A 19,992-nucleotide genomic window follows, 5' to 3' on the forward strand; every position below is an offset into this window, starting at 1 on the left:
CTGTGTCGCGTGATTGGTCTAATCGCCGCTCGCGTGAAGAACGCGCAGCACTGCGAGGGTGGGGAACAAGCACGTGGCCGGACTCGACAATGTGAAGCTCAAGGCGCTCCTGGCAGATGTGGCGTCAGGCTCTCTTCAACTGCCCGACTTCCAGCGTGACTGGAAGTGGGACGACGATCGAATTCGCGCCATTGTCGCGACGGTGACGCTCGACTACCCCCTGGGCGTGGTGATGACGCTGGAGACAGGGGGCGACTCACCCTTCCGCGCCCGAGCCCTCACCGGTGCGCAGGTGGCGGAGGGCGTGGCGCCCGGCCTGCTGCTCCTCGACGGACAGCAGCGTCTCACTTCGCTGTTCCAAGCTCTGTTCCAGGACAGTCCCGTCGAGACCACTGATGCGCGGGGCAACCCTGTCAGGCGCTGGTACTACGTGGACATCAAGAACGCCATCGGCTCGCCCGCGGATCGCGACGAGGCCATCGTGTCCGTGCCGGAGGACAAGGTCCAGCGGTCCAACTTCGCCCGGAACGTCGTTCATGACCTGACCACCGCCGAAGGCGAGTGCGCTGCAGGACTCTTCCCCCTCAGCATCGTCTTCGACACCGCGAAGGTGAATGCATGGCGACGAGCGTACGAGAAGATGGACGACGGTCATTTCGACCGGTGGAGCCGGTTCGAGGAGCAGGTTCTCGAACCCGTGCGCTCCTTCCAGGTGCCCATGATCAAACTGGCCGCCTCCACTTCCATGGACGCCGTGTGCGCCGTCTTCGAGCGAGTGAACACAGGGGGTGTTCCCCTCAACGTCTTCGAGCTCCTGACAGCTACCTACGCCGGTGACCGGGCCTACCGCGAGCGGACCGGCGACTACTACCAGCTGCCCCTGGTCTGGCGGGCGATCAAGGAGGATCTGGCCGGCCGTCATCCCGTGTTCGGACGGCTCGAGGCGGGCATCGACGACGGACTGAGCAGCAGCGATTTCCTGCAGGCCGTGGCGCTGGTGCGCACGTGGTCCCGGAAGCAGGACGGGCAGGGCACCGGCGTCTCCTGCAAACGCCGTGACCTCCTCGAGCTCCCCCTGGCGGACTTCGAGTCGCTCGCGCCGCGGCTCGCCAAGGCGTTCGCATGGGCGGGCGCCTTCCTGGAGAAGCAGTGCATCGTGCGCGCTGCCGAGCTGCCCTACCGCACCCAGCTGGTACCGCTCGCCGCTGTCAGGGCCATCCTCGGGGAGGCGACCGACACGCTCGGTGCGGAAGACATGATCACGCAGTGGTACTGGTGCGGCGTGCTCGGTGAGATGTACGGCGGCTCCACCGAGACCCGCTTCACGCGGGACGTCGAACAGCTGGTGGCATGGGTCCGGCGTGAGGGGCCCGCCCCGGAGACCGTCACCGACGCCTACTTCTTCCCGGAGCGGCTGGACACGCTCACCACCCGGAACAGCGCTGCCTACAAGGGAATCTATGCCCTGCTCATCAAACAGGGCGCTGTGGACTGGCACTACACGGAGACGCCGCTGAAGCCCGGCCTGATGGACGAGTACGGCGTAGACGTCCGGCACATCTTCCCCCGAGCCTGGGTGCGTCGGCAGTACGGCGGGGCCAAGACCTTCCCAGCCAACTCCATCGTCAACAAGACACCGCTGTCTCTGCGCGCGGCCCAGGCCCTCACCGGCGCACCCGGTACCTATCTCGACTCACTCGCCGCTGCCTCCGACATGCGCCGTGAGTGGTTCGACGACGTCATCGCGACGCATCTGATCGATCCGTACTTCCTGAGGACGAACGATTACGAGGCGTTCTACACGGCACGGGCCAAGCAGCTCGAGGACATGGTGTACGCAGCCATGGGCAAGCGGACGATCCTGCGCGACATGACCGATGGCAAGGCGGCCAAGTGAGCCAGAAGCCGAGCACCGAAGACCTTCTCGCGCTCAAGGGAACAGAGATCCCCCTCCGGGAACTGCTGGACCTGTTCGATGTGCGGGTGCGCCGGCCGTGGAACGTGCACGACATCGCGCAAGCACTGACCGACGCGGGGCTCGCCACTCTGCCGGACTTCGCCAACTGCGCTCCGGGCGAGCGGGTCCAGATCGTTGCCTTCGCCACTGCCGCGCAGGTCACGCCCGAGCCCGACGACGCGGACGATGCAGAGAGGGATCCGCTTCCGTCGGCCGCGCTGCCGCAGCGGCTCCGGATCGGTGACCTGCCCTCCGCGCGCGGCGGGGTGCGATGCGTGTCCATCACTTCTGAGCTCTCTCAGGCGACGTACCTGATGCGCCAACGCGGGTACGCCCAGATCCCCGTCACGACGGGCATGACGACCCTGCACGGAGTGATCACCTGGCGTTCCCTGGCCCTCATGTACGAGGTGGGTAAGGAGAGCAGCCTGGAGAACGCCATGCAGCAGGAGTCACTGCCGGTGGCCGACGCGCGGCAGGAGTTCTTCGCGTGCCTGCCCATGCTCTCGGAGCACGGCTACCTTCTGGTCCGAGGCGAGGACGGAAGTCTGTCCGGCATCGTGACCCAGTCGCACGTGGTCCACCGCTTTGAGAGCGCCGCCCGCCCCTTCTTCCTGCTCGGCGAGATCGAATCTCTCCTGCGCCGGTGGCTGGGAGCCAAGCTCACCGAAGAAGCGATCAAGGCGGTTCAGACGAACAAGAAGGCCGAGCACCGCTCCGGACGGGTCGAGGATCTGACGTTCGGCGACTACGTCTATCTCCTCAACGGGGAGCAGAAGAAGCAGGCCATGGCACAACAGGCGGACCTCAACTGGGCCGCGCTCCAGTGCGAATCCCTGGACCGCGGCCAGTTCGTCCGTCATCTGCAGCGTGTGAAGGACGTTCGGAACCGCATCGCTCATTTCGATGCGGAGCCTTTGCCTCTCGCGTCGATGCGTGAGCTAACGGCCTTCACGACCCTGCTGCGGGACTACGTCGGCTGACCCACCGCCTCACACCCCGAACTGCAGCTGCAGCAGACTCCTGTCGAGACGGAGAGTCCGTCCGTCTGGCAGGGTCTGCAGGACCTGAACCCCGTCGTAATTGAGGAGCTGCCGCAGCACCGCGGCGAAGCCGTCCGCGCGGGTGGCGGGGTAGTCGACGCGCTGTGCCACAGCCGTCACGGGCAAGGTGCCTCCGGCCTCCAGGAGTGCCCGGATCGCCTTCTCCAGCTTGTCCAGGGGCGGCTTGCGGGCCAGTAGTCCGACCTGGTCCTGGAACGCCTCGGACGCGAGCAGTGCCGTGATCAGCGCATCGTCCGGCGCGACCAGAACGGGTGTGACCAGGGCGTCCTCGTGTTCGGCCGCCGGAACCAGAGCGACGTCGAAGAGGGAGTCGTGCGTCTGGGCCAGTTCGGCCTGCGCCTTCGTCGGCTTGTGCCGGTTCTGCTTCTCCGGACGGGCGGCAGCCGACGCCGAGACCGGAACCGCGTTCTGGCGGGGCGTGTGCCCGTCGAGCAACCACCATGCCGGACGCTGATCACCCAGCTCTCGCCAGCCGCCGGGCGGAGTGGCGCCGAAGGGCAGGAAAGCGAGTACGGGGATGGTGAACTCACGCAGGGCCGCGCCGCCGTGGTAGCCGGCCTTGAGCGAGGTGTAGCGGGAGTCGGCGTCCCAGAGGGCGACGATCGAGCCGCCCGGCTCGGGCCAGACCACGCGGGGGCCCGACAGGGCGACCTCCGTGGCTTCCAGGGGGCCGCCGGGGGAGCGGTGGCGGGCGGAGTCCGGGGCACCGGCATCCACCTTGACCCCGCGCCGGTCCACGACGTGGCCATGGTCGCTGGTGAGGATCACCGCCATGCCCTGAGCCGCGGCGACCCGCAGCAGATCGCGCAGCCGCCCTATCTCGTCGAGGTGCCAGGACCCGTCACCGAGCTTCTGCTCCTTCGCGAGCCGGTCGTCGATGGTGTTCAGTACGACCGCGACGTGCGTGCGCCCGTCAGCGAGGGCCTCCGTGAGTGCCGGACCGAACGTGTCCCCTGAGCCGTCGGCGCGCAGATCGTCCTTGTGGAAGACCGCGGCCGGCTCCCCGCCCCAGAAGGCGTGGGCGGGGAAAAGCTTCTTCTCCTCCGCCTGTGTGCCCTTCAGCAGTCGGCCCGCGAACAGGGACGTCCGGCAGACGGCCGTCAGCGTGGGCAGAGCCGCGGCCATCGCGCGACGGCGGGGTGCACCTTCGTCCAGCGGATCGAACTCGGCCCATGAGGCCCGCAGTTCCTCTCCAAGCTCACTGGCGATCGCGGCGCTCATCCCGTCCAGGACCAGCAGGAGCACGCGGCGGTCGGCCCCGCCCCGTACGACCGGCTTCACCACGCGGTCGAGGAAGGTCTCCACGGTCAGCATCGTGCCGGGTCGGGTACCGGCGGTGGTCCATCCGGCCAAGGCGCGAGCGAAGTCACCGTCGATCTCGTGGCGCTTGCGGCGCACCTGACGGCCGAGCGTGTCGTACGCCGATTTCAGGACGGGGTCCGGGTCGCCGCCCGCCTCGATGTGCTCGAGCGCCCGGTCCACCCACCCGGTTTCGGTGATGTGGCGTTGCAGGGCATCGGCCACCGTGTCCGAGGTGACGGCCGGGTCACCGGCCAGCCACTGGGCCAGCCGCCGACCCATCCGGGCCCGTTCCACCCGGGCCCGTGCCTCCGGCCCGTCGGCCTGCCTGTGCTCGCCCAGGGCGCGTACGGCGTCCGCGACGGTGTGGGGCTCCCCGGCGGCCAGAGCCCGGCCCACTGCTGCGAAACGTGCTTCGAGGCCCGCGGCCAGCAGCGCGCTGGCCTTGGCGGCATCCTCGGCGCCGAACTGGCGGACCAGCGCGGAGGCCCGGTCCAGGACGGTGTCACTGAGTCGGCGGGCCTCGCGCACCGCTTCCGCGTCGCCGCCGGCGCGGGACGCGGAGGTCAGCAGCGCGGCCACGTACTCCTCGGAAGCGATCCCGAACCGGGACACGACGAGGTCGAGCTCCTCACCCCTGGCGAGGGGCTGCTCGCCCAACCACCGTTCGGCTCGCCCGCGAGCCCGGTAGACGGCGGCGTCCGGCTCGCAGTGGACCCACAGCGCGGCGCAGACGAGCCCGAAGGCCACCGCGTCGGGGCCGTGTTCGGCCTCGACCAGCGCGAGGAGTGCCCGTCCGGCGTGACCCGCCTGGTCCTCCTCGCCGAGGAACGCGGACAGCCCCTCCCGCTCCGGACGGCGGAGCTTCAGCAGGAGTTCGGGCCCGCCGGCGGTCAGGGACCAGCCGAACAGCGTCTGCGGGTCCAGGGTGTCGCCGGCCGGGGCCCGGCCCGAGGACTCCGCCTCGCTGTCGTACCGGCCCAGCCGCAACCTGCGCAGGGCCAGGGAGCTGAGGGCGGTGCGCCGGGAGAGCATGCCGCCGGCGACGGGCGGCCAGCCGCCTTTCGGCGGGGTCGCGTCCAACAGTGCCTCAGCGGCCCAGTTGGAATCCTTGAGCCGGGGATCGACCTGCTGGGCGCGGAACGCGTCGCGGACCACGTCCCAGCTGTCGACGGTGTCGACGCGCTTCTTGTGCGCGCGCGCCAGGATGGCGGGATCCAGCTCGTTCTGCTCGCGGTCGGTCAGGACGACGAGTACGGCCGGTCCGGGCAATGTGCCGTCGAGATGGTCCAGCAGCAGCTCGTGCACGGCCAGTGGCGACGGCGCGGCTGCGATGCGAGCCGTCAGCCCGTCCCCCCAGGAAGGCTCGGCCGGACCCTCCCACTGCGGCGCCGAGCGCAACAGCACGGCACGGCGCCGGTCGTTGCCGCTCAGGGACGCGGTGAGGGAGCTCTGGGACGACAGGTACTGGGTGACGGTCGCGAGGTTCAGGCGCACGGCGACGGCGGGGGAGGCGACGCTCATCGGCCGACCACCCGCCACGTGATCTCCACGGTGACGCCGGGCTCGGCAGCGGCCAGCTCGGCCAGCTCCGCCTGGAGCTCGGCCACCGCGTGCGAGGCCGTCGTCGTACGCACCCCGCTCGTGCGGTGCTTCCGGGCAGGGGTGGACGGCTCTGTCTGAGACCCCTCGTAGGGAATCCGCGGATCGCTGGTCTTCGTGTCCAGCGGAACATCGGCCGGGCCCTGGGGGCCGGGACTCGGGGCCACCGGCGGCGGAGAGACCGCACGGTTCCGCTTGAGCAGAGCCAGCACCTCGCGCTGGGTGCGGACGAGGGCTTCCTCCAGCTTGTCCGTCCGCTGCTGGTCGCTGCGGGCGACATTGCGCAGGGAGTCGAGGAGCGCCTCGCCCTCGGGGCCTTCGGCCGAGGCCAGCTCCAGAGTGCTCCAGGAGGTCGCGGCGAGCGCTTCGGCCACCTTCCGGGCCTGCTTGACCGAGGTCCCGTACTGTTCGGCGGTCATCGCGCCGAGGTCGAAACGGGCGAGGGCCTCCACCGTCTTCTTCGCTCCGGCCGCTCCCTGGCCGGCCGTGCCGTTCAGGGCCTTGAGCAGCTCCACGGCCCGCCGGGCGAGTGCGAGGCGCCCGGTCTCGGCCGTCTGGTCGAGGTGCAGGAAACCGGCGTGCTCGTCCAGCCGCTCCGCCAGCTCGGCGGCGGCCTCCTGAACTCCGCGGGCCTGCTCGGTGATCTGCCGGGCGAACTGGTTCACGATGCGTCCGCGCAGCAGGGTGGGCGCCGGCTGCCCGAAGACGGCCGCGAAGCGCTGCCTGGCGGACTCCCAGTCCTCGAGGGAGGGCAGGGGCTGACTGCGCAGGGCGTCGCGGTCCTTGATCTGCGCCGGCTCGGGAGCCGGGTCGAGCGGCATGCCTTCGCGCACCCAGACCCGGTCGTCCATCTCGGCGAAGGCCGCCACGACGAGCCGCCCGAGGAAGTCCGGCAGCCCGCGCGGGGCCGGCTTGTCGGTCCAGTCGGTGAGCGTGATCAGGGTGAGGTCGCCGGTGGCGCCGCTCTCGCGGGCGAGCTGGCGGAAGTGGTCGGCCCAGTACGGGGACAGCTCGAAGTACGCCTCCTTCTGCTGCCCGAGACGCAGCGGCCCCGCGATCCGCTTCATCAGCGCCCGGTCGCCGGCCGGAACCTCGGCGCGGCCGTCGCGCGCCTCTGCCGCTGCACGGACGTGCGTGAAGACCTTCTTGGCGTCGGCGGCCTTGACGACCGTGCCGGTCTGGTCGGGGTCGAAGTCCGGGTGGTCCGGAAACTGCGTCGCCAGCAGCTTGCCCGCGATGTGCCGGATGCCGTCGCGCAGCGACTGGCCGAAGGAGAGGGTGAGCCCTTCGACCTCGCGCAGCGATTCCAGGTGGTCGCCGAAGCCCAGCTCCACGTCCGTGGGCTTCTTCTCGGCGAGTCCGTACGCCTGCTTGAAGGCCGCCTTGACGGTCTTGAGCAGGGACTCGCGCTGGGTCTCCAGGAGCCCCTTGGCCCGGGCACGGTTGTCGGCGTTCAGGTGGCCGGCGTACTGGCTGTCGAAGCGCTGGTCGTCGGCGAGGGCCTTGTCGATGACGACGAGGCGGCAGAAGTCCCCGTACCGCTGGCTGGAGAGGTGGGTGGGCAGCCAGGCGACGGTGCGCGACCGCTCGCCCTGCTGCTTCTCGCGCAGGCGCCGGATGCGGTTGGCGTCCTCGACGGGACCGTACTCGCCGTCGTCGAACGGGAGGTCGACGGCGATGCGCCAGCGGCCGTCCTCGCGGGGCATCAGGTCGTGGTCGGGCAGCTCGTCCTCGTCCGCCATGTTCCCGAAGATGACCTCGACGGAGCGGTTCGTACCGCGCCAGACGAACTGCAGCTCTTCGACCAACTGGCCGTGGCTGACGTCGAGCTCCTCGGCGAGCAGGCGCTTGGCGAGGGCGAGGCGGTTGCCCGGGTTGTTGTTGACGTTGGCGTTCGCGATGACCGAGTCGACGTCGACGCCGGAGAGCTCCAGGCGGACGCCCGGGTTGGTGTCGGTGCCGGTCTCCTTGATCTCCGGGAAGCGGCCGGCCCAGTCGGCGACCTTGTTCTTCAGGATGCCGTACTCGCGGCCGGGGATCGGGGCGACGACCGAGCCGTAGTTGAGTGCGGACAGCCTGCGGATCGTCAGGTCGGCGAGGGCCGGCACGCTCGGCGCGAGGGCTGAGAGCAGGAGGGTGCCGATGATCCGGTTGTCACCGACGAAGGTCTTCACCCGGCCGCGCAGCGCCGCGTCGGTGATGCTCTCGGGGCGGTGGGTGTACTGCTCGATGTCCTCCTCCGACACGTTGTACGTGGCGAGGAGGAACGGGCGCAGCTTGGTCCGGTACAGCTTGTCCGCCGCCTCGAAGACGACCTTGAGGCTGTCGGTGAACGGCTTGTCGCCGCCCGCTGTGATCAGCGGATACAGGTCGCCGACCGGGATGAGGTCGCCCAGGCGCAGCTCGTGGCGGTGGTCGGCGAGGAGCTGGCCCATCAGCTTCATGCCGGTGCGGTTGCGCTGGAGCGCGGAGGAGACGTGGACGAGGGTGTCCATGAAGGCGGGGGAGAAGGGGTAGGTGAGCCGGAAGCTCTCCTCGTCGGCGCCGACGCCGTCGGCCCCGCGGTCGGAACCGAGAAGGGTGTCCCACACCTCCTGGCGGACCTTACGGGTCTTCTCGAACTCGGCCGTGATGAGCGCGGCGGCCTCGGTGTCCTTGGGCTGGAGGAGGCGGGCGTGTGCGACCTGGGGGAGGTTGCGGTCCTCCAGGGTGATCTTGTCGAACCGGCCGGAAGCCTGGTTGAGGGTGTCCTGGATGGAGGACTCGGCTGCCCCGGACAGCTCCTCGCCGACCAGCTCGCGCAGGTCGCGCTGGCGGGCGATGAAGGACACGATCGGGATGGCCCGGCGGGCGTCGGCGCCCTCCACGAAGTTGGTGATCTTGCCGGCCTCGCGGCCCACGAACTTCTGGTCGTGGATGAGGGTGGCCAACCACAGGATCAGCTCGTCGAGGAAGAGGATCAGGCCGTCGTACCCGAGGGACTTGGCGTGCTCGGCGATGACGGACAGGCCGGCGTCGAGCGAGATGAAGCCGTGCTCGTTCTCGTGCGCGTTCTGGGTGAAGCCGGGCAGCAGGTTCGTGCTCGCGTCCTGGACCAGACGGGCGCGCAGCTCCACGGGGGTGGAGGGGGTGACGAGGTTGAGCGCGTACCCCGACTCGTGGATCTCCTCGGCGGCGAGCGCGGTGTCGAGGAGGGCGGAGGTCCAGGCGAAGGACTCGCCCCACTCGTCGTCCTCGTCCGCCTCCCCGCCGATTGCGCCCAGGCCCTTGATGACGGCCTCGTCTCCCATCCGCTCGCGCATGGCGTGGATGTCGGCGAAGAGGGAGTCGGTGCGGTAGACCCGGGGGGTCGGCGCCTCGGGGTGGAGCTTCTTGACGTGGCTCACGTACGTGCCGAGGACCCGCTGCTCCAGGGCCTTCGCGCCGAGCATGTGATACGGCACGAGCAGGAACTTCTTGCCGTCCGTGGTGAGCCACTCGTGCTTGGTCAGCACGGAGTCGAAGTCGGCGCGGCGGTGGGCGGCCGGGCTGCCGCTGAGCAGGGCGTGCAGCACGGCCATGAAGTGCGACTTACCGGAACCGAAGGAACCGTGGAGGTACGCGGCCTTGGAGGTGTGCCCGTCGAGGGAGGCCTTGATGAGGCCGAGGGCCTCGTCGAAGTTCTCCAGCAGCCGTTCCGTGACGACGTAGTCCTTGAGCGCGAGCTCGGCACCCTCGGGGGTGGTGGCCTCGGAGAGCTGAAGGACGAAGTCGGACGTGGAGATCGACTCCTTGATGTTGATCACATCGCGGAGGAGGGGCGGCTGCTGGGCCATTGCGCGTCTCGCTCACCTTCTGACGGCCGTCGCCGTCGCTGTCCGTGCCGGTACCGGGACAAGTTCCTCGGCACATTGTCCGACATCATCGCTGGTTACGGGGCTGATGGCCGGAAATCTCCCGTGGATCAGGATGGCATCGGGCACTGACAACGACGGGCTGAGGGGGCGGGAGGCCGGCTCACCCGCTCGGACGGGGCTTGCGGCTTCGGGCGTTCACCTCCGCGAGGCGGGCACGGAGGGCTTCGGATGGGCTGAGGGGCTCGGTGTCTTCCGGGTCCGCGTCCCATTCCCGGCCGCCGGCGAGGGGGCGGAGCCGGAGGTACGGGCCGAGGCGGTCGGTGACGATGCCGAGGCGGTTGTGGTGGGTGTCGCGGACGATCTCACCGAGGGCGGGGCGGCCGTGGTGAGGTTCGGCCGTCACCGGGACGCGCCCCTCGTGATCACTTCCGCGAGGGCGTGGGCCACTGGCGCGGAGCAGAGTCCGAGGTGGACGAGGGCGTAGCGGGACTCGTCGGCCCAGGGGGTACGGACGTCCATGGCGGGCAACTGGATGCCGGCCCGGGTGAGAGCGGCGGCGAGGGCGTCGCGGGCGTCCATGGCTTCCTTGATCTTGCGCTGGTTGGGGGTGGTGGGGCGGGAGGTGGGCATGGCGGACTCCTTCGGCTGGCCGTGCTCTGGTTTCCCGGACCGGAGGGTGTGGGGTGGATTACGGTGCGTAGCCCGGGCACTACGAGCATGGATCCCGCAGGAGGCTGGCGACACTGTGGACGGGGTCTGGTTCCTCGGCCCACAGCGGTAGTTCCACACCTTCCACGGAGATCAGGGGAGGAGCCGCGATGCCGCCACGTCGGGTGGTGACGGGCCGAAGCCAGGAGCCGCGGCAGAGGTTCGCGGAGGAGCTGCGGCACCTGAGGGCGCGGAGTGGCGCGAGCCTGCGGCAGCTGGGGGACCGGCTGGGGTGGGACTGGTCGCTCTTCGGGAAGATGGAGAAGGGCGAGACCTTGGGCGGGCCCGAGGTGGTGCAGGCGCTGGACCAGCACTACGGGACGTCGGGGATGCTGCTCGTGTTGTGGGAGTTGGCGCGCGGGGACAAGACGCAGTTCAAGGAGCGGTATCGGCGGTACATGACGCTGGAGGCCGAGGCGGTGAGCCTGTGGCACTTCGCGGTGAGTGTGTTGCCGGGGTTGCTTCAGACTCCCGGATACGCGCGCGAAGTGCTGGCTGCTGGTGGGCTGCGCGGGGACGAGCTGGAGCAGCAGGTCGAAGCACGGATGGGACGTCGGGACTTGCTGGAGGGGGAGGAGGCGCCGCCGTTTCGGACGATCCTGTCGGAGGCGGTGCTGAGGACGGTGCTGCGGGATAGGCAGGCATGGAGTGAGCAGTTGGAGTGGTTGGCCGAGGTGGCCGAGCGACCGAACGTGATTCTGCACGTCCTGCCATTCAGTGCCGGTCCGTGTGGCTTGGACAGTACTGCCGTGATGTTCCTGCGGCTGGGTGACGGGCGTACCGTGGCCTATACGGAGAACGCCTACCGAGGTGAACTCATCGAGGAGAACGGGCCGGTTGAGCGGCTGCAACGTGCCTACGATGCGGTGCGTGACCTGGCACTCTCCCTGGCCGAGTCACGGAAGTTCATCCTGCGCATGTTGGAGGAAGTACCGTGCGACCCATCGACCTGAGCGCCGCGACCTGGCGCAAGAGTTCTCACAGCAATTCGGACGGCGGAGAATGCGTCGAGGTCTCCAACGACTTTGCTGCGGTCGTCCCCGTGCGGGACAGCAAGGACCCGCACGGACCGGTGCTCGTGTTCCCGGAGGGTGGCTGGTCGGCCTTCGTCACCGCTGTCAAGGACCACCAACTGCCCCGCTGAGGAACGACCGCAACCCGACGGCCTCCAAGAACCTTTGGGTTCTTGGAGGCCGTCGGCGTGGTCAGAGGCTCTACTTCTTGGTGGCGCGTCGTCCTCGGGTGGCGGCGGCCGGGCGCCAGGCGCGCAGGTCGTCGTCGGTCAGGCCGTGCTCGCCCTGCATCATCTGCCGGTCGCCACGGAAGAACGCGGACGGCGAAGCGCCGAAGTTCGCATCGAACTCGTCGTGCCACTGCTCAAGCCAGGGCTGGAGTTCCAGCAGCCCGGCAAGGAACGGGGTCAGCTCCTCGGAGGTCAGCGCCTCGTGGGAGGCGATGTACGCGTCGAGGGCATACGCCTGCTCCCGGTGGTCCCAGCCGGCCCAGCCGTAGAGGTCGGGCGTGGGGGTGTTGGTCTGCCCGTACGAGATGAACCGCTCCTTGGGCACGTCGAGCTTGCCGCGCGCCTTCCAGTAGGAGGGCCGAAGGAAGTCCGCCGAGGTGTACTTCGGCGGTACGGGGATCGCGTCCCGGATCTTCCGCTTGGCCGGCTCGTCGGGGGCGGCGTCCTCCTGCCGCTGGAGATCCCAGACGTGCTCCCAGTCCTTGCGCTTCTTCAGCCCCGAGGGCTTGTAGCGCAGGGCGGGAAGGAACGGCACGTGCTCGTCGGTCATCAGCTCGGCGACGACGGCCGGCAGTTCCTTGCGGGGGGCGTAGATCTTGGCGACGGAGACGAAGTCCTCGTCGCGGGAGAGCACGTCGGTGAGCCGCGAGAGGCTGACGAGGGCGGGCATGTCGTTCTCGTCGAACCAGTGGTCACGGTTCTCGATCCGGTCGAGCAGCCAGGAGCGGAGCGCCTTCTCCTGAAGTGCGTCCCACCCTTCGGTAGCCCACCTTCGCTTGTACTCCGGTCGCTCGATCATCCCGATGGCGCGTGACGACTCGATGGCGTCGATCCGCTGCTGGACGACCGTGCGATAGGCGGCCGGCCAGTGGGCGGGGATCTCAGTGATGGCCGCGGACCCGTGCCGCTTGAACCATTCGTCACTGGCCTCCCCTGAGGCGACGCGCCGGGCCAGCGCGATTTCGAACGCTCGTTCGCCAAGGGAGAGTTCAAGGGGGATTGGGTCAGTGGAGTACTCGGTGAGGCGGAGGTCCTCGGTGTGCAGCTTGTAGAGGAAGTAGACCTGCCAGTCCAACTCCTCCTGGAGGGCAATCATCTGGGCGCGGGTTGAGTGCCAGATGGCCTGGGCTGCGCGGAGAGCGGGAGCGGTGGGGGTGGTCTCGGCCGCGAGGGCGGAGGGGGCACTGGCGGCGAGTTGCTCCGCGAGGGCGTCCAGGGCCGCCGCGAGATGGGTCGGGTAGGCGGACGGGAGAGGGAACTCCTCCAGTTTAGTCCCGGTGAACTCGTAGAAGCTTTCCCAGGCGTAGCGTCCTGTGCCGCGCTCACCGCCTCGGTTTCCTTTGTCATGGCTGACCATCTTGAGCCAGAACCCGGCGGTCGAGCTGTTGAGTAGCCCAAGCAGCCGCAGGTGCTCTTCTTCGCTCGCCGCCTCCCGCAATTTGATCACAGGAGCAGACTGTTTGAACACCTTCCCGCCGCGATTCAATACAAAATGATTGTGTGTGGCCACGAAGGAAAAGGGGATGGACCAGGGGTGTGCTCCAGTATCTCTGGGAAGCTGATGCCAAGACCACCAAGGGCGTCCCGACTTGAAATAGTTGCTACCGTTGAAGGTGGCTCGCTGCCCAAGCTCTGTGCGAAAGAACCAAAGTTCCCGGGCCTCCCTTATATTCTCCGGCAGCGGGCGATCGGAGTGATCAGGGAGGTAAGGGAAGAAAGCCGAATCATCGGTATCTGCACCCCAGTCGCGAACTTGGTCGCCCGCCGCAATCGGAGATGTGAACGCGCCAACTACCTCGCCCCACGAGCGGTTTGGTCGGATCATGACCTCATCGGCATGTGTCATTCCCACGAACCCGACTCGAGCAGTCTGATTTGAGAGTACCCCTGTTGCAGAGGACGCGATGGTCTCATTCATCTCTAGACCTCCGCCTGTGAGAATCCAGGGTTGCTTCCCAAAATAGCGGACGCGCTCGAGGTCATCGACGGACACCCACTGGCTCAGCGACCCTGGCTTGTCGATCTGGTTCAGAATTGCGTTCCACACCAGACCGTCTTCTGCTTTCTCCGGCTCCCCTGGCTCGCCTTGCACGCTGCGAACCGTGCGGATGGTGCTTGTTCGGTCAGCCCCATCGCGCGCTTTACCTACGAGGATGACAGTGGGTGTCCCATGCCCGGGGATGTAAGCGCCTGATGTGTCGATAACTTCGGTCAGTTCAATGCGGTCACGGAAGTGGTTTTCAACGAGCTTCTTTCCGAACTCCCGCTTCATGAACGAGTTCGACGTAATCTGGCCGACTACACCGTATCCGCGTCCCTCGGTGTTGCCTTGTTTGGCCAACTCGAAGAAGCGCTGAGCGAATGGAACGGAAAGGGCGTACAGTCCTGTGCATGCACTGTAGAGTTCCCGATACAGTGCATTGAGCTTCTTGTCTTTCACTGTGATGTAGGGGGGATTGCCCACCACCACGTGGTACCGTCCCGGCTGCAAGATTCCAGGGTGCTCGTGCACGTCCTCCGGGGCGTACGAGAACGACGCCACCGTGTCGTCGGCCTCGCCGTCGAGGGTCAGTTCTAGCTGGCGAGCCTTCATCAGGGAGTCACCCACTGCCAGGTGGATCGGCCACTCATAGTTTGCAGCCTCCCTCATCGTTCGCACGCCACTTGCCGCCATCGCGGCAACTAGCAACCGGAAGCGCGCGATGGCCACCGCAAACGGGTTCAAGTCCACCCCGTGAACCGAATCCAGGGCCGCTCGTACCCGCTCGTGCACATCCGTGCCCGGCTGGCCCTCTCCCCACAGCCGCACCAGCCGCCGGAACGCGCCCAAGACAAAGTGACCCGACCCACATGTCGGGTCGATCATCTTCAGGCCCTCGTAGCCGAACTCCCGGACCGCCGGGTCCATGGTCCGATCGAGGATGAACTCTTCCACGAACTCCGGGGTCTGGAGCAGGGCGTACGTCTTCCGGGCGGCCTCGCTCAGGTCCTGGTACAGGTCGCCCAGGAACCGCGTGTCCCAGCCCTCCGTACCGTCCTCGTTCAGCTTGTCCGTGAAGTCGTGGACCAGCACACCTGCCTCATCGCGCTCACGCCAGAACGCAATCAGTTCCCGCGCTCCGTCGTGCGACAGCGGGATCTGGAACAGCGGGTTGTGCTTGCGGTCGAACAGCAGCCGACCTGCCTGGCCCGCGCCCAGGTCTGCGAACGCGCGCTCCAGCCAGCCGCGGAACGTCGGGTCCGGGTCCTTCGCCACGTACTCCTCGTACCTAGCCAAGGCCAGGTCGCGACGATCCGGGTCCGGGGCCGTCAGGTACGGCTCCGGGATCAGCTCGTTGTCCTCGCAGAAGCGGACGAAAACTGTGCCCAGGACCCAGGCCACCGCGACCTGGGTGATCCGCTCATCCAGCCAGGAGTTCCACGTCGCCGCCGTACGCCCCAGCTTGCGGGCCTGGTCGTACTCGGCGCGCAGGCGGGCGCCCACCTCGGTGACGGCCTTGACCTGCTTGCCTAGGTCCGTCTCGACCGCTTTGACCTGCTGCTTCAGGTCGTTCAACAGGGCCTTGCGGTCGATCACTTGGTGTCTCCCTCGGTTCCGTCCGTCACTGCTGCCTTGCTCGTACTCGCGTCCTTGACCCACGAGTCCGGAAGTTCGATCCACTCACCCAGCCCCGCCTGGTACGCCACTGCGATCTGGCTCAGCTTGGGTTCCCTCGACGGGTCGCCCTGTGGGACCAGCAGCCACAGGCCCCGGCCGCCCTGGCGGGCGGCCTCCGCCAGGCGGTCCAGGACGCCCATCGCGTCGTAGCGGGCGAAGACCGCGGCCTCCGTCAGGAGGACCGGTCCCGAGCCGGTGGCGCGGTCCAGCAGGCTGCGGACCTGTGGCTCCACCGCGCCCCACGCCGTCCGCGCGTACTCCGCGAACTTCACCGCGCCCCGCGAGCCCGCCTCCGCCACGTCCGCCTTCAGCAGCGTCTCCCACGTCGGCTTCGACCCCTCCGGAGCCAGCGCGTGCATCGCCTCCAGGAAGAGGGCCGTCACCGAGACGGCCTGGGCGGAGATGGGGGCCGCGCCCAGCGCCCGTACCGCTTCCTCCGGACGGTGGTGGTGCACGGTCAGGACCCGGTAGCCGTCGCGGCGGGCCGAAGCGGCCAGGCGTTCCTGCGCGCGGACCGCACCCGCCAGCGCGGGGTCGTCCGCGTACCGCGTCACCGCACCCACATCCGTGGCCTGCCGCCACGCACCCGTGGTCAGGTAGCTGGACGCGCTGTCCATCCGCGTGGGCAGGTAGCGCAGGGTCTTGGTGTCCTCGCGCGTGGACAGGGTCAAGTCGAAGCCCGCGTCCCGCAGGGCCTTCGTCAGCGGGCCGGCCGTCGGGAGGTCGTGGGAGAAGCCGCCACGAGAGTCAGGAAGGACCAGCTCAGGGAAACGGGCGCGGACGCGCTCGTGGACGTCCTCGCCCGTCACGCCCGGCTGGCGGGCCTCGGGGACGCCGGGGATGAGCCGGACCAGACCGGCCTGGGTCAGCCGCAGGGCGCGTACGAGCGACAGGTCGCGCCGGTAGATCTCCAGGCGGGGCGTCGCCGCCGCGTTGAGGGAGGCGGCGGCCGCCAGCTCCACCAGGCGGCGTTCGTCCCACTCCACCGAGCCGGGCGGCGGGGTGAGGGAGCCGAGCTCGGTCAGTACCGTGGTCGCCGTCGGCAGGGTTTCGAGCTTGGCCAGGCGGTCGGCCGTCTTCCCCAGGCGGGTCGCGTAGTCGAGCAGGCCCGGCGCCGTCGGGGTGTCCGGGGCATCGTCCTCGCGGACATCGAGGGCGAGCAGGCCCGCGCCCAGGGCCTCCTCGGTGGCCTTGCGGTTGGGCTGGTGCTGGAACTCGGCTTCCTCGGGCTCCAGTTGCTCCACCTCCACCACGGCCCGTACGGCGGCCAGCGCCAGCGCGCGCCGCTGCTCGCGCTCGGACAGCTGCGTACCGCGCCGCACGGCGAGGGCGTCGGCGATCTCGGCGGCGGAGGCGACCCGGCCCAGGTCGGAGAGGAGTTCCATGATCTCGGCGCGCAGGGCCTGCACTGCCGGGTGTTTCTTCCAGCGCTTGCGCTCCTCCTTCAGGAGCTGCGGGATCCGGCCGGCCGACAGGCTGAGCGCGTCCGCGACGTCCTTCTGCTTGGGCCAGACCCCGATGTCGGGGAGCTCGCCCTGCGCGTCGGGAAGACGCAGGAGCAGGCGTACCGTCTCGACCTTGTTGTGGTTCGAGCGGTTGTTGTTGAGCTCCGGTACGAAGATCGTGGCCAGCGTGTCCAGGCTGACCGCGCGCAGCGCGGAGCCGGTGAGGCCCCCGGCGGCGTCCCCACCGGCCAGGGTGCCGAGCAGAGCCGACTCGGTGGCGGACAGCTGGGCCAGTTCCTCCCTGGCCTCCGCCCGGCCCCTCGGAGTGAGCGGCGAGATCGGGGTCTCGCGCAGCCGGTCGCCCCACTCGCGCTGGCGACGCTGGACCTCGCTGCGGGTCTTCGCACCCAGACCGGGTGCGTTGAGGAGCTTGCGGCGGCTGTAGTCGAGGAGCTCCCCGACCGTCGTGACGCCCAGCCCGTACAGGAACGCCTCGGCGGCAGGGGTGAGGCCGGCGGCCGACAGGTGGGTGTCGCGGGTGACCTCCGCCGCGAGCTGCTCGCGCTGCTGCTCCGCGGTGAGCGGCTCGGCGTCCGCGATGGTGGCCTGGCCGGCGTCGAGGGACGGAGTCTCGGAGGGCTCCGGGTGGCGGGAGCGGTGGCTGGACGGGACGGTCTGCGTGGCGTCCAGGAAGATCTTCTTCCAGGCGTCCCGCATCGGCTTGAGCTCGGGGAAGCGCTGGGCGGCGTCCCGGTGCAGGGCCTTCTCGAAGAAGGCGACCAGGCCGTCGCGCACCCCGGGTTCGAAGGCGTCCTTCGCGATGATCGGGTGCGGGTGCTTCTTCGGGTCGGTCATCCGGGGCAGTACCGAGCCGTCGCCCCACTTGGGCAGCTCGCCGGAGGCCATCTGGTGCAGGGTGACCGCGACCGCGTACCGCTCGGCGTGCGAGTCGTAGGCGGTCCGGGTCAGCGTCCCGATGAACGGGTCGAGGTAGCCCTCGGTGCCGGCCTCGTAGTCCTTCGCCGGGTATCCGGCTAGGGAGAAGTCGATGAGGACGAGCTCGCGGGTGCGGTTCGGGCGGATGCGGATGGCGATGTTGTCGGGCTTGATGTCGCGGTGCCAGACGCTCTCGCCCTCCAGGAAGTCGACGGCGCCGAAGAGGTAGTCGCCGTACGCCTCCAGCTGGTCGATCTGGAGGCGTCCGCTCTCGCGCAGCTGGCGGGCGACCGTCTCCTCGCGGCGGCGGGTACGGGGGGTTCCGGACTCCTCGCCCTCGCCGGTCTCCTCCCGCTCGTCGCCCACGTACTCCAGGACGAGCACCGTGCGGTCGGCGATCTTCAAAGGCTCCGGCTCCACGAGCCGGATGACGCGGGAGTCGGCGCGCAGGCGCCCCATGACCGCGGCCTCGTGGGCGAGGATCTCGCCCCGGCTGTCGGAGAGCGCCACCTTGAGGACGGCGAGCGGGCGCGTCTTGCGCGCCACGTGGTCCTGGTCGTACACGAGGTAGGCGCGGCTGGTCGAGCCGGTGCCCAGGCGGCGGCGGACCTGCCAGCGGCCGCCCAGTACGTCGCCGGCGACGGCTTCGAGCGGGTCCTTCTCGGGGGCTTCCGGTACCGGGGGCGCGGCGGGGGTCGTGAGGGAGTCCTCGACGAGTTCCAGCATTTCGAGGAACTCGTCGATGCTGGAGAGGCGCTGGCCGGGCCGGTAGGCGGTGGCCGCCTGGACCAGGTCGTCGATGTCCTCGGAAAGGCCGTCCACCAACGAGCTGGGACGCAGGCCCTCACCGGCTTCGAGGCGCGTGAGCAGCTCCGCCTGGCTCGCGGCCGGTGCCTTGCCCGTCACGAGGAGGTAGGTGAGGACGCCGAGGCCGTAGACGTCGAGGTAGACCGGGTCGGCGTTCAGGGCGGCCAGCTCGGGCGCGAGGTACGGGTCGGAGCCCTCCGCCAGGTGCATCGCGGACAGCGCGGTCGGGGCGAACCGGGTCATCCCTTCCCCGGAGGCGCCCGTGCCGCTGCGCTGGGTGGCGATCTGCCAGTCGGAGATCTGCAGGTGCGGGGAGAGCCAGGCCGCGTCCTCGCCGACGGCCTGACCCTCGCGGCCCCGGTTGCGTGGCAGCACGTGGACGGAGCGGGCGGCCAGCGCCCGGTGGTGGATGCGGCTGGAGTGCGCGGAGCGCATCGTCTCGGCGAGCTGGCGGACGAGCGCCATGCGGCCGAGGATGTCGAGCTTCTCCCCGTACTGGAGGAGGTACTCGTCGAGACGCAGGGTGTGCGGGTGGTAGTCGAAGATCAGGGCGGGGCCGGAGGAGTGCCCGGACGGGTCGTACTGCTTGAGCTGGACGACGCCGGGGTGCCGGAAGCGGCGCAGGACCGCGGCCTCGCGCCGGGCGGCGTTCTCCACGGACTGCCGGATCGAGGTGTCCGAACCGCGTTCGCGCAGGTAGATGCGGACGCGGGCGACCTCGGGCAGCTCAGTGTGCTCGGCGAGGTAGTCGGCCCAGGTCTCGCCGGAGTCGAAGGCCTTCCGCTTCAGCTCGTACGGGCCGACCTTGTACTTGGCATCGCTTGGGCGGACGCCGACCCGCTCCAGGGCGACTTTGATCTCGCGGGAGTCGACGGCGGTGATGCGCCGGCGCTCGTCACGCGGGGGCTGCTGCAGCATCGCGACCAGTTCGGAGACGGTGTAGACGCCGTTCTCGTCATGGGCGGGCAGTCGGATGCGCAGGCCATCGTCCGTGAAGCAGACGGCTTCTGCGACCCAGACGCGCTTGCCGTTCTGGCCGAGCAGTCCGGCGAGCTCCTTGGCCTTCTTGTTGACAAGGTGCAGCGGGTTGCCGTGCAGGACGCGACGACCGTTGGGCGCGGTCTGGACCCAGGTGCCGTTCTCGCTGGTCACGGAGCCGTGCCAGTTCTTCAGCTCGATCATGCAGACGCCGCCGGGGGCGATGACGAGGAGATCGATCTCGCGGACGTGCCCGGTGTTCGCGGTGAAGGTGAAGTTCGACCAGGCCCGCCACGGATCGGAGTCCGGCAGCTTCTCGCGGATGGCTTCCAGGCCGCGGTGCTCGTGCTCGTACTCGGACTCGGTGACCGTGGTCCACCGGCCTTCCCGCATGTGCCGCCCCCGCTTCGTCGCTGCGTACTGAAGAGCTGACCGGCTCGGCCATCCGGCGGTAGACAA

At 69.1% G+C, this 19,992-nt stretch carries 10 protein-coding genes; 4 read left to right on the forward strand and 6 right to left on the reverse strand.

Going from position 1 to position 19,992, the window contains the following annotated elements:
• Positions 1 to 73 precede the first annotated feature (73 nt).
• Together IE311_RS17195 and IE311_RS17200 are read left to right on the forward strand one after the other, a co-directional pair.
• Complete coding sequence (locus IE311_RS17195) at positions 74 to 1,897, forward strand: DUF262 domain-containing protein (RefSeq protein ID WP_044379852.1); 1,824 nt, start codon at positions 74 to 76, stop codon at positions 1,895 to 1,897.
• On the forward strand, positions 1,894 to 2,940 hold the full coding sequence (locus IE311_RS17200; protein WP_189832562.1) for a CBS domain-containing protein: 1,047 nt from the start codon (positions 1,894 to 1,896) through the stop codon (positions 2,938 to 2,940). The genes IE311_RS17195 and IE311_RS17200 overlap by 4 nt, the downstream gene beginning before the upstream one ends.
• 9 nt (positions 2,941 to 2,949) lie before the next feature.
• Here IE311_RS17200 and pglZ read toward each other — a convergent pair whose 3' ends face one another.
• The 4 genes from pglZ to IE311_RS17220 all read right to left on the reverse strand — a co-directional run bounded on the left by pglZ (position 2,950) and on the right by IE311_RS17220 (position 10,388).
• Positions 2,950 to 5,844 (reverse strand): BREX-2 system phosphatase PglZ, encoded by a 2,895-nt coding sequence (gene pglZ, locus IE311_RS17205; protein ID WP_189832563.1) that lies wholly within the window; start codon positions 5,842 to 5,844, stop codon positions 2,950 to 2,952.
• The gene (gene pglY / locus IE311_RS17210; protein ID WP_189832564.1) at positions 5,841 to 9,737 is read right to left on the reverse strand and encodes a BREX-2 system ATPase PglY; all 3,897 of its coding nucleotides are present in this window, start codon (positions 9,735 to 9,737) and stop codon (positions 5,841 to 5,843) included. The genes pglZ and pglY overlap by 4 nt, the downstream gene beginning before the upstream one ends.
• 181 nt (positions 9,738 to 9,918) lie before the next feature.
• On the reverse strand, positions 9,919 to 10,161 hold the full coding sequence (locus tag IE311_RS17215) for a hypothetical protein (protein WP_373313881.1): 243 nt from the start codon (positions 10,159 to 10,161) through the stop codon (positions 9,919 to 9,921).
• Positions 10,158 to 10,388, reverse strand: a complete 231-nt coding sequence (locus IE311_RS17220; RefSeq protein WP_189832565.1) for a hypothetical protein — start codon at positions 10,386 to 10,388, stop codon at positions 10,158 to 10,160. Before IE311_RS17220 ends, IE311_RS17215 begins: the two co-directional genes overlap by 4 nt.
• A 188-nt stretch (positions 10,389 to 10,576) precedes the next feature.
• Here IE311_RS17220 and IE311_RS17225 point away from each other — a divergent pair, with 188 nt between their 5' ends.
• Together IE311_RS17225 and IE311_RS17230 are read left to right on the forward strand one after the other, a co-directional pair.
• Complete coding sequence (locus IE311_RS17225) at positions 10,577 to 11,419, forward strand: helix-turn-helix domain-containing protein (protein WP_189832566.1); 843 nt, start codon at positions 10,577 to 10,579, stop codon at positions 11,417 to 11,419.
• Positions 11,401 to 11,610 carry a DUF397 domain-containing protein gene (locus tag IE311_RS17230; RefSeq protein ID WP_189832567.1) on the forward strand — a complete coding sequence of 70 codons (210 nt, stop codon included), beginning with the start codon at positions 11,401 to 11,403 and terminating at the stop codon, positions 11,608 to 11,610. The genes IE311_RS17225 and IE311_RS17230 overlap by 19 nt, the downstream gene beginning before the upstream one ends.
• Before the next feature lie 70 nt (positions 11,611 to 11,680).
• Here IE311_RS17230 and pglX read toward each other — a convergent pair whose 3' ends face one another.
• Both pglX and pglW read right to left on the reverse strand, forming a co-directional pair.
• A complete protein-coding gene (gene pglX / locus IE311_RS17235; protein WP_189832568.1) occupies positions 11,681 to 15,286 on the reverse strand; it encodes a BREX-2 system adenine-specific DNA-methyltransferase PglX in 3,606 nt (1,201 codons plus the stop codon).
• A complete protein-coding gene (gene pglW / locus IE311_RS17240) occupies positions 15,283 to 19,926 on the reverse strand; it encodes a BREX system serine/threonine kinase PglW (protein WP_189832569.1) in 4,644 nt (1,547 codons plus the stop codon). Before pglW ends, pglX begins: the two co-directional genes overlap by 4 nt.
• Between the last annotated feature and the right edge of the window lie 66 nt (positions 19,927 to 19,992).

It is taken from the genome of Streptomyces zaomyceticus, assembly GCF_014656215.1.
Lineage (GTDB): Bacteria > Actinomycetota > Actinomycetes > Streptomycetales > Streptomycetaceae > Streptomyces > Streptomyces zaomyceticus.

Bases quoted from the DNA above. Each gene is read 5' to 3' on its own strand.
- IE311_RS17225 (WP_189832566.1), top strand. From the start codon at position 10,577: ATGCCGCCACGTCGGGTGGTGACGGGCCGAAGCCAGGAGCCGCGGCAG.
- pglY (WP_189832564.1), bottom strand. From the start codon at position 9,737: ATGGCCCAGCAGCCGCCCCTCCTCCGCGATGTGATCAACATCAAGGAG.
- IE311_RS17220 (WP_189832565.1), bottom strand. From the start codon at position 10,388: ATGCCCACCTCCCGCCCCACCACCCCCAACCAGCGCAAGATCAAGGAA.
- pglW (WP_189832569.1), bottom strand. From the start codon at position 19,926: ATGCGGGAAGGCCGGTGGACCACGGTCACCGAGTCCGAGTACGAGCAC.
- pglZ (WP_189832563.1), bottom strand. From the start codon at position 5,844: ATGAGCGTCGCCTCCCCCGCCGTCGCCGTGCGCCTGAACCTCGCGACC.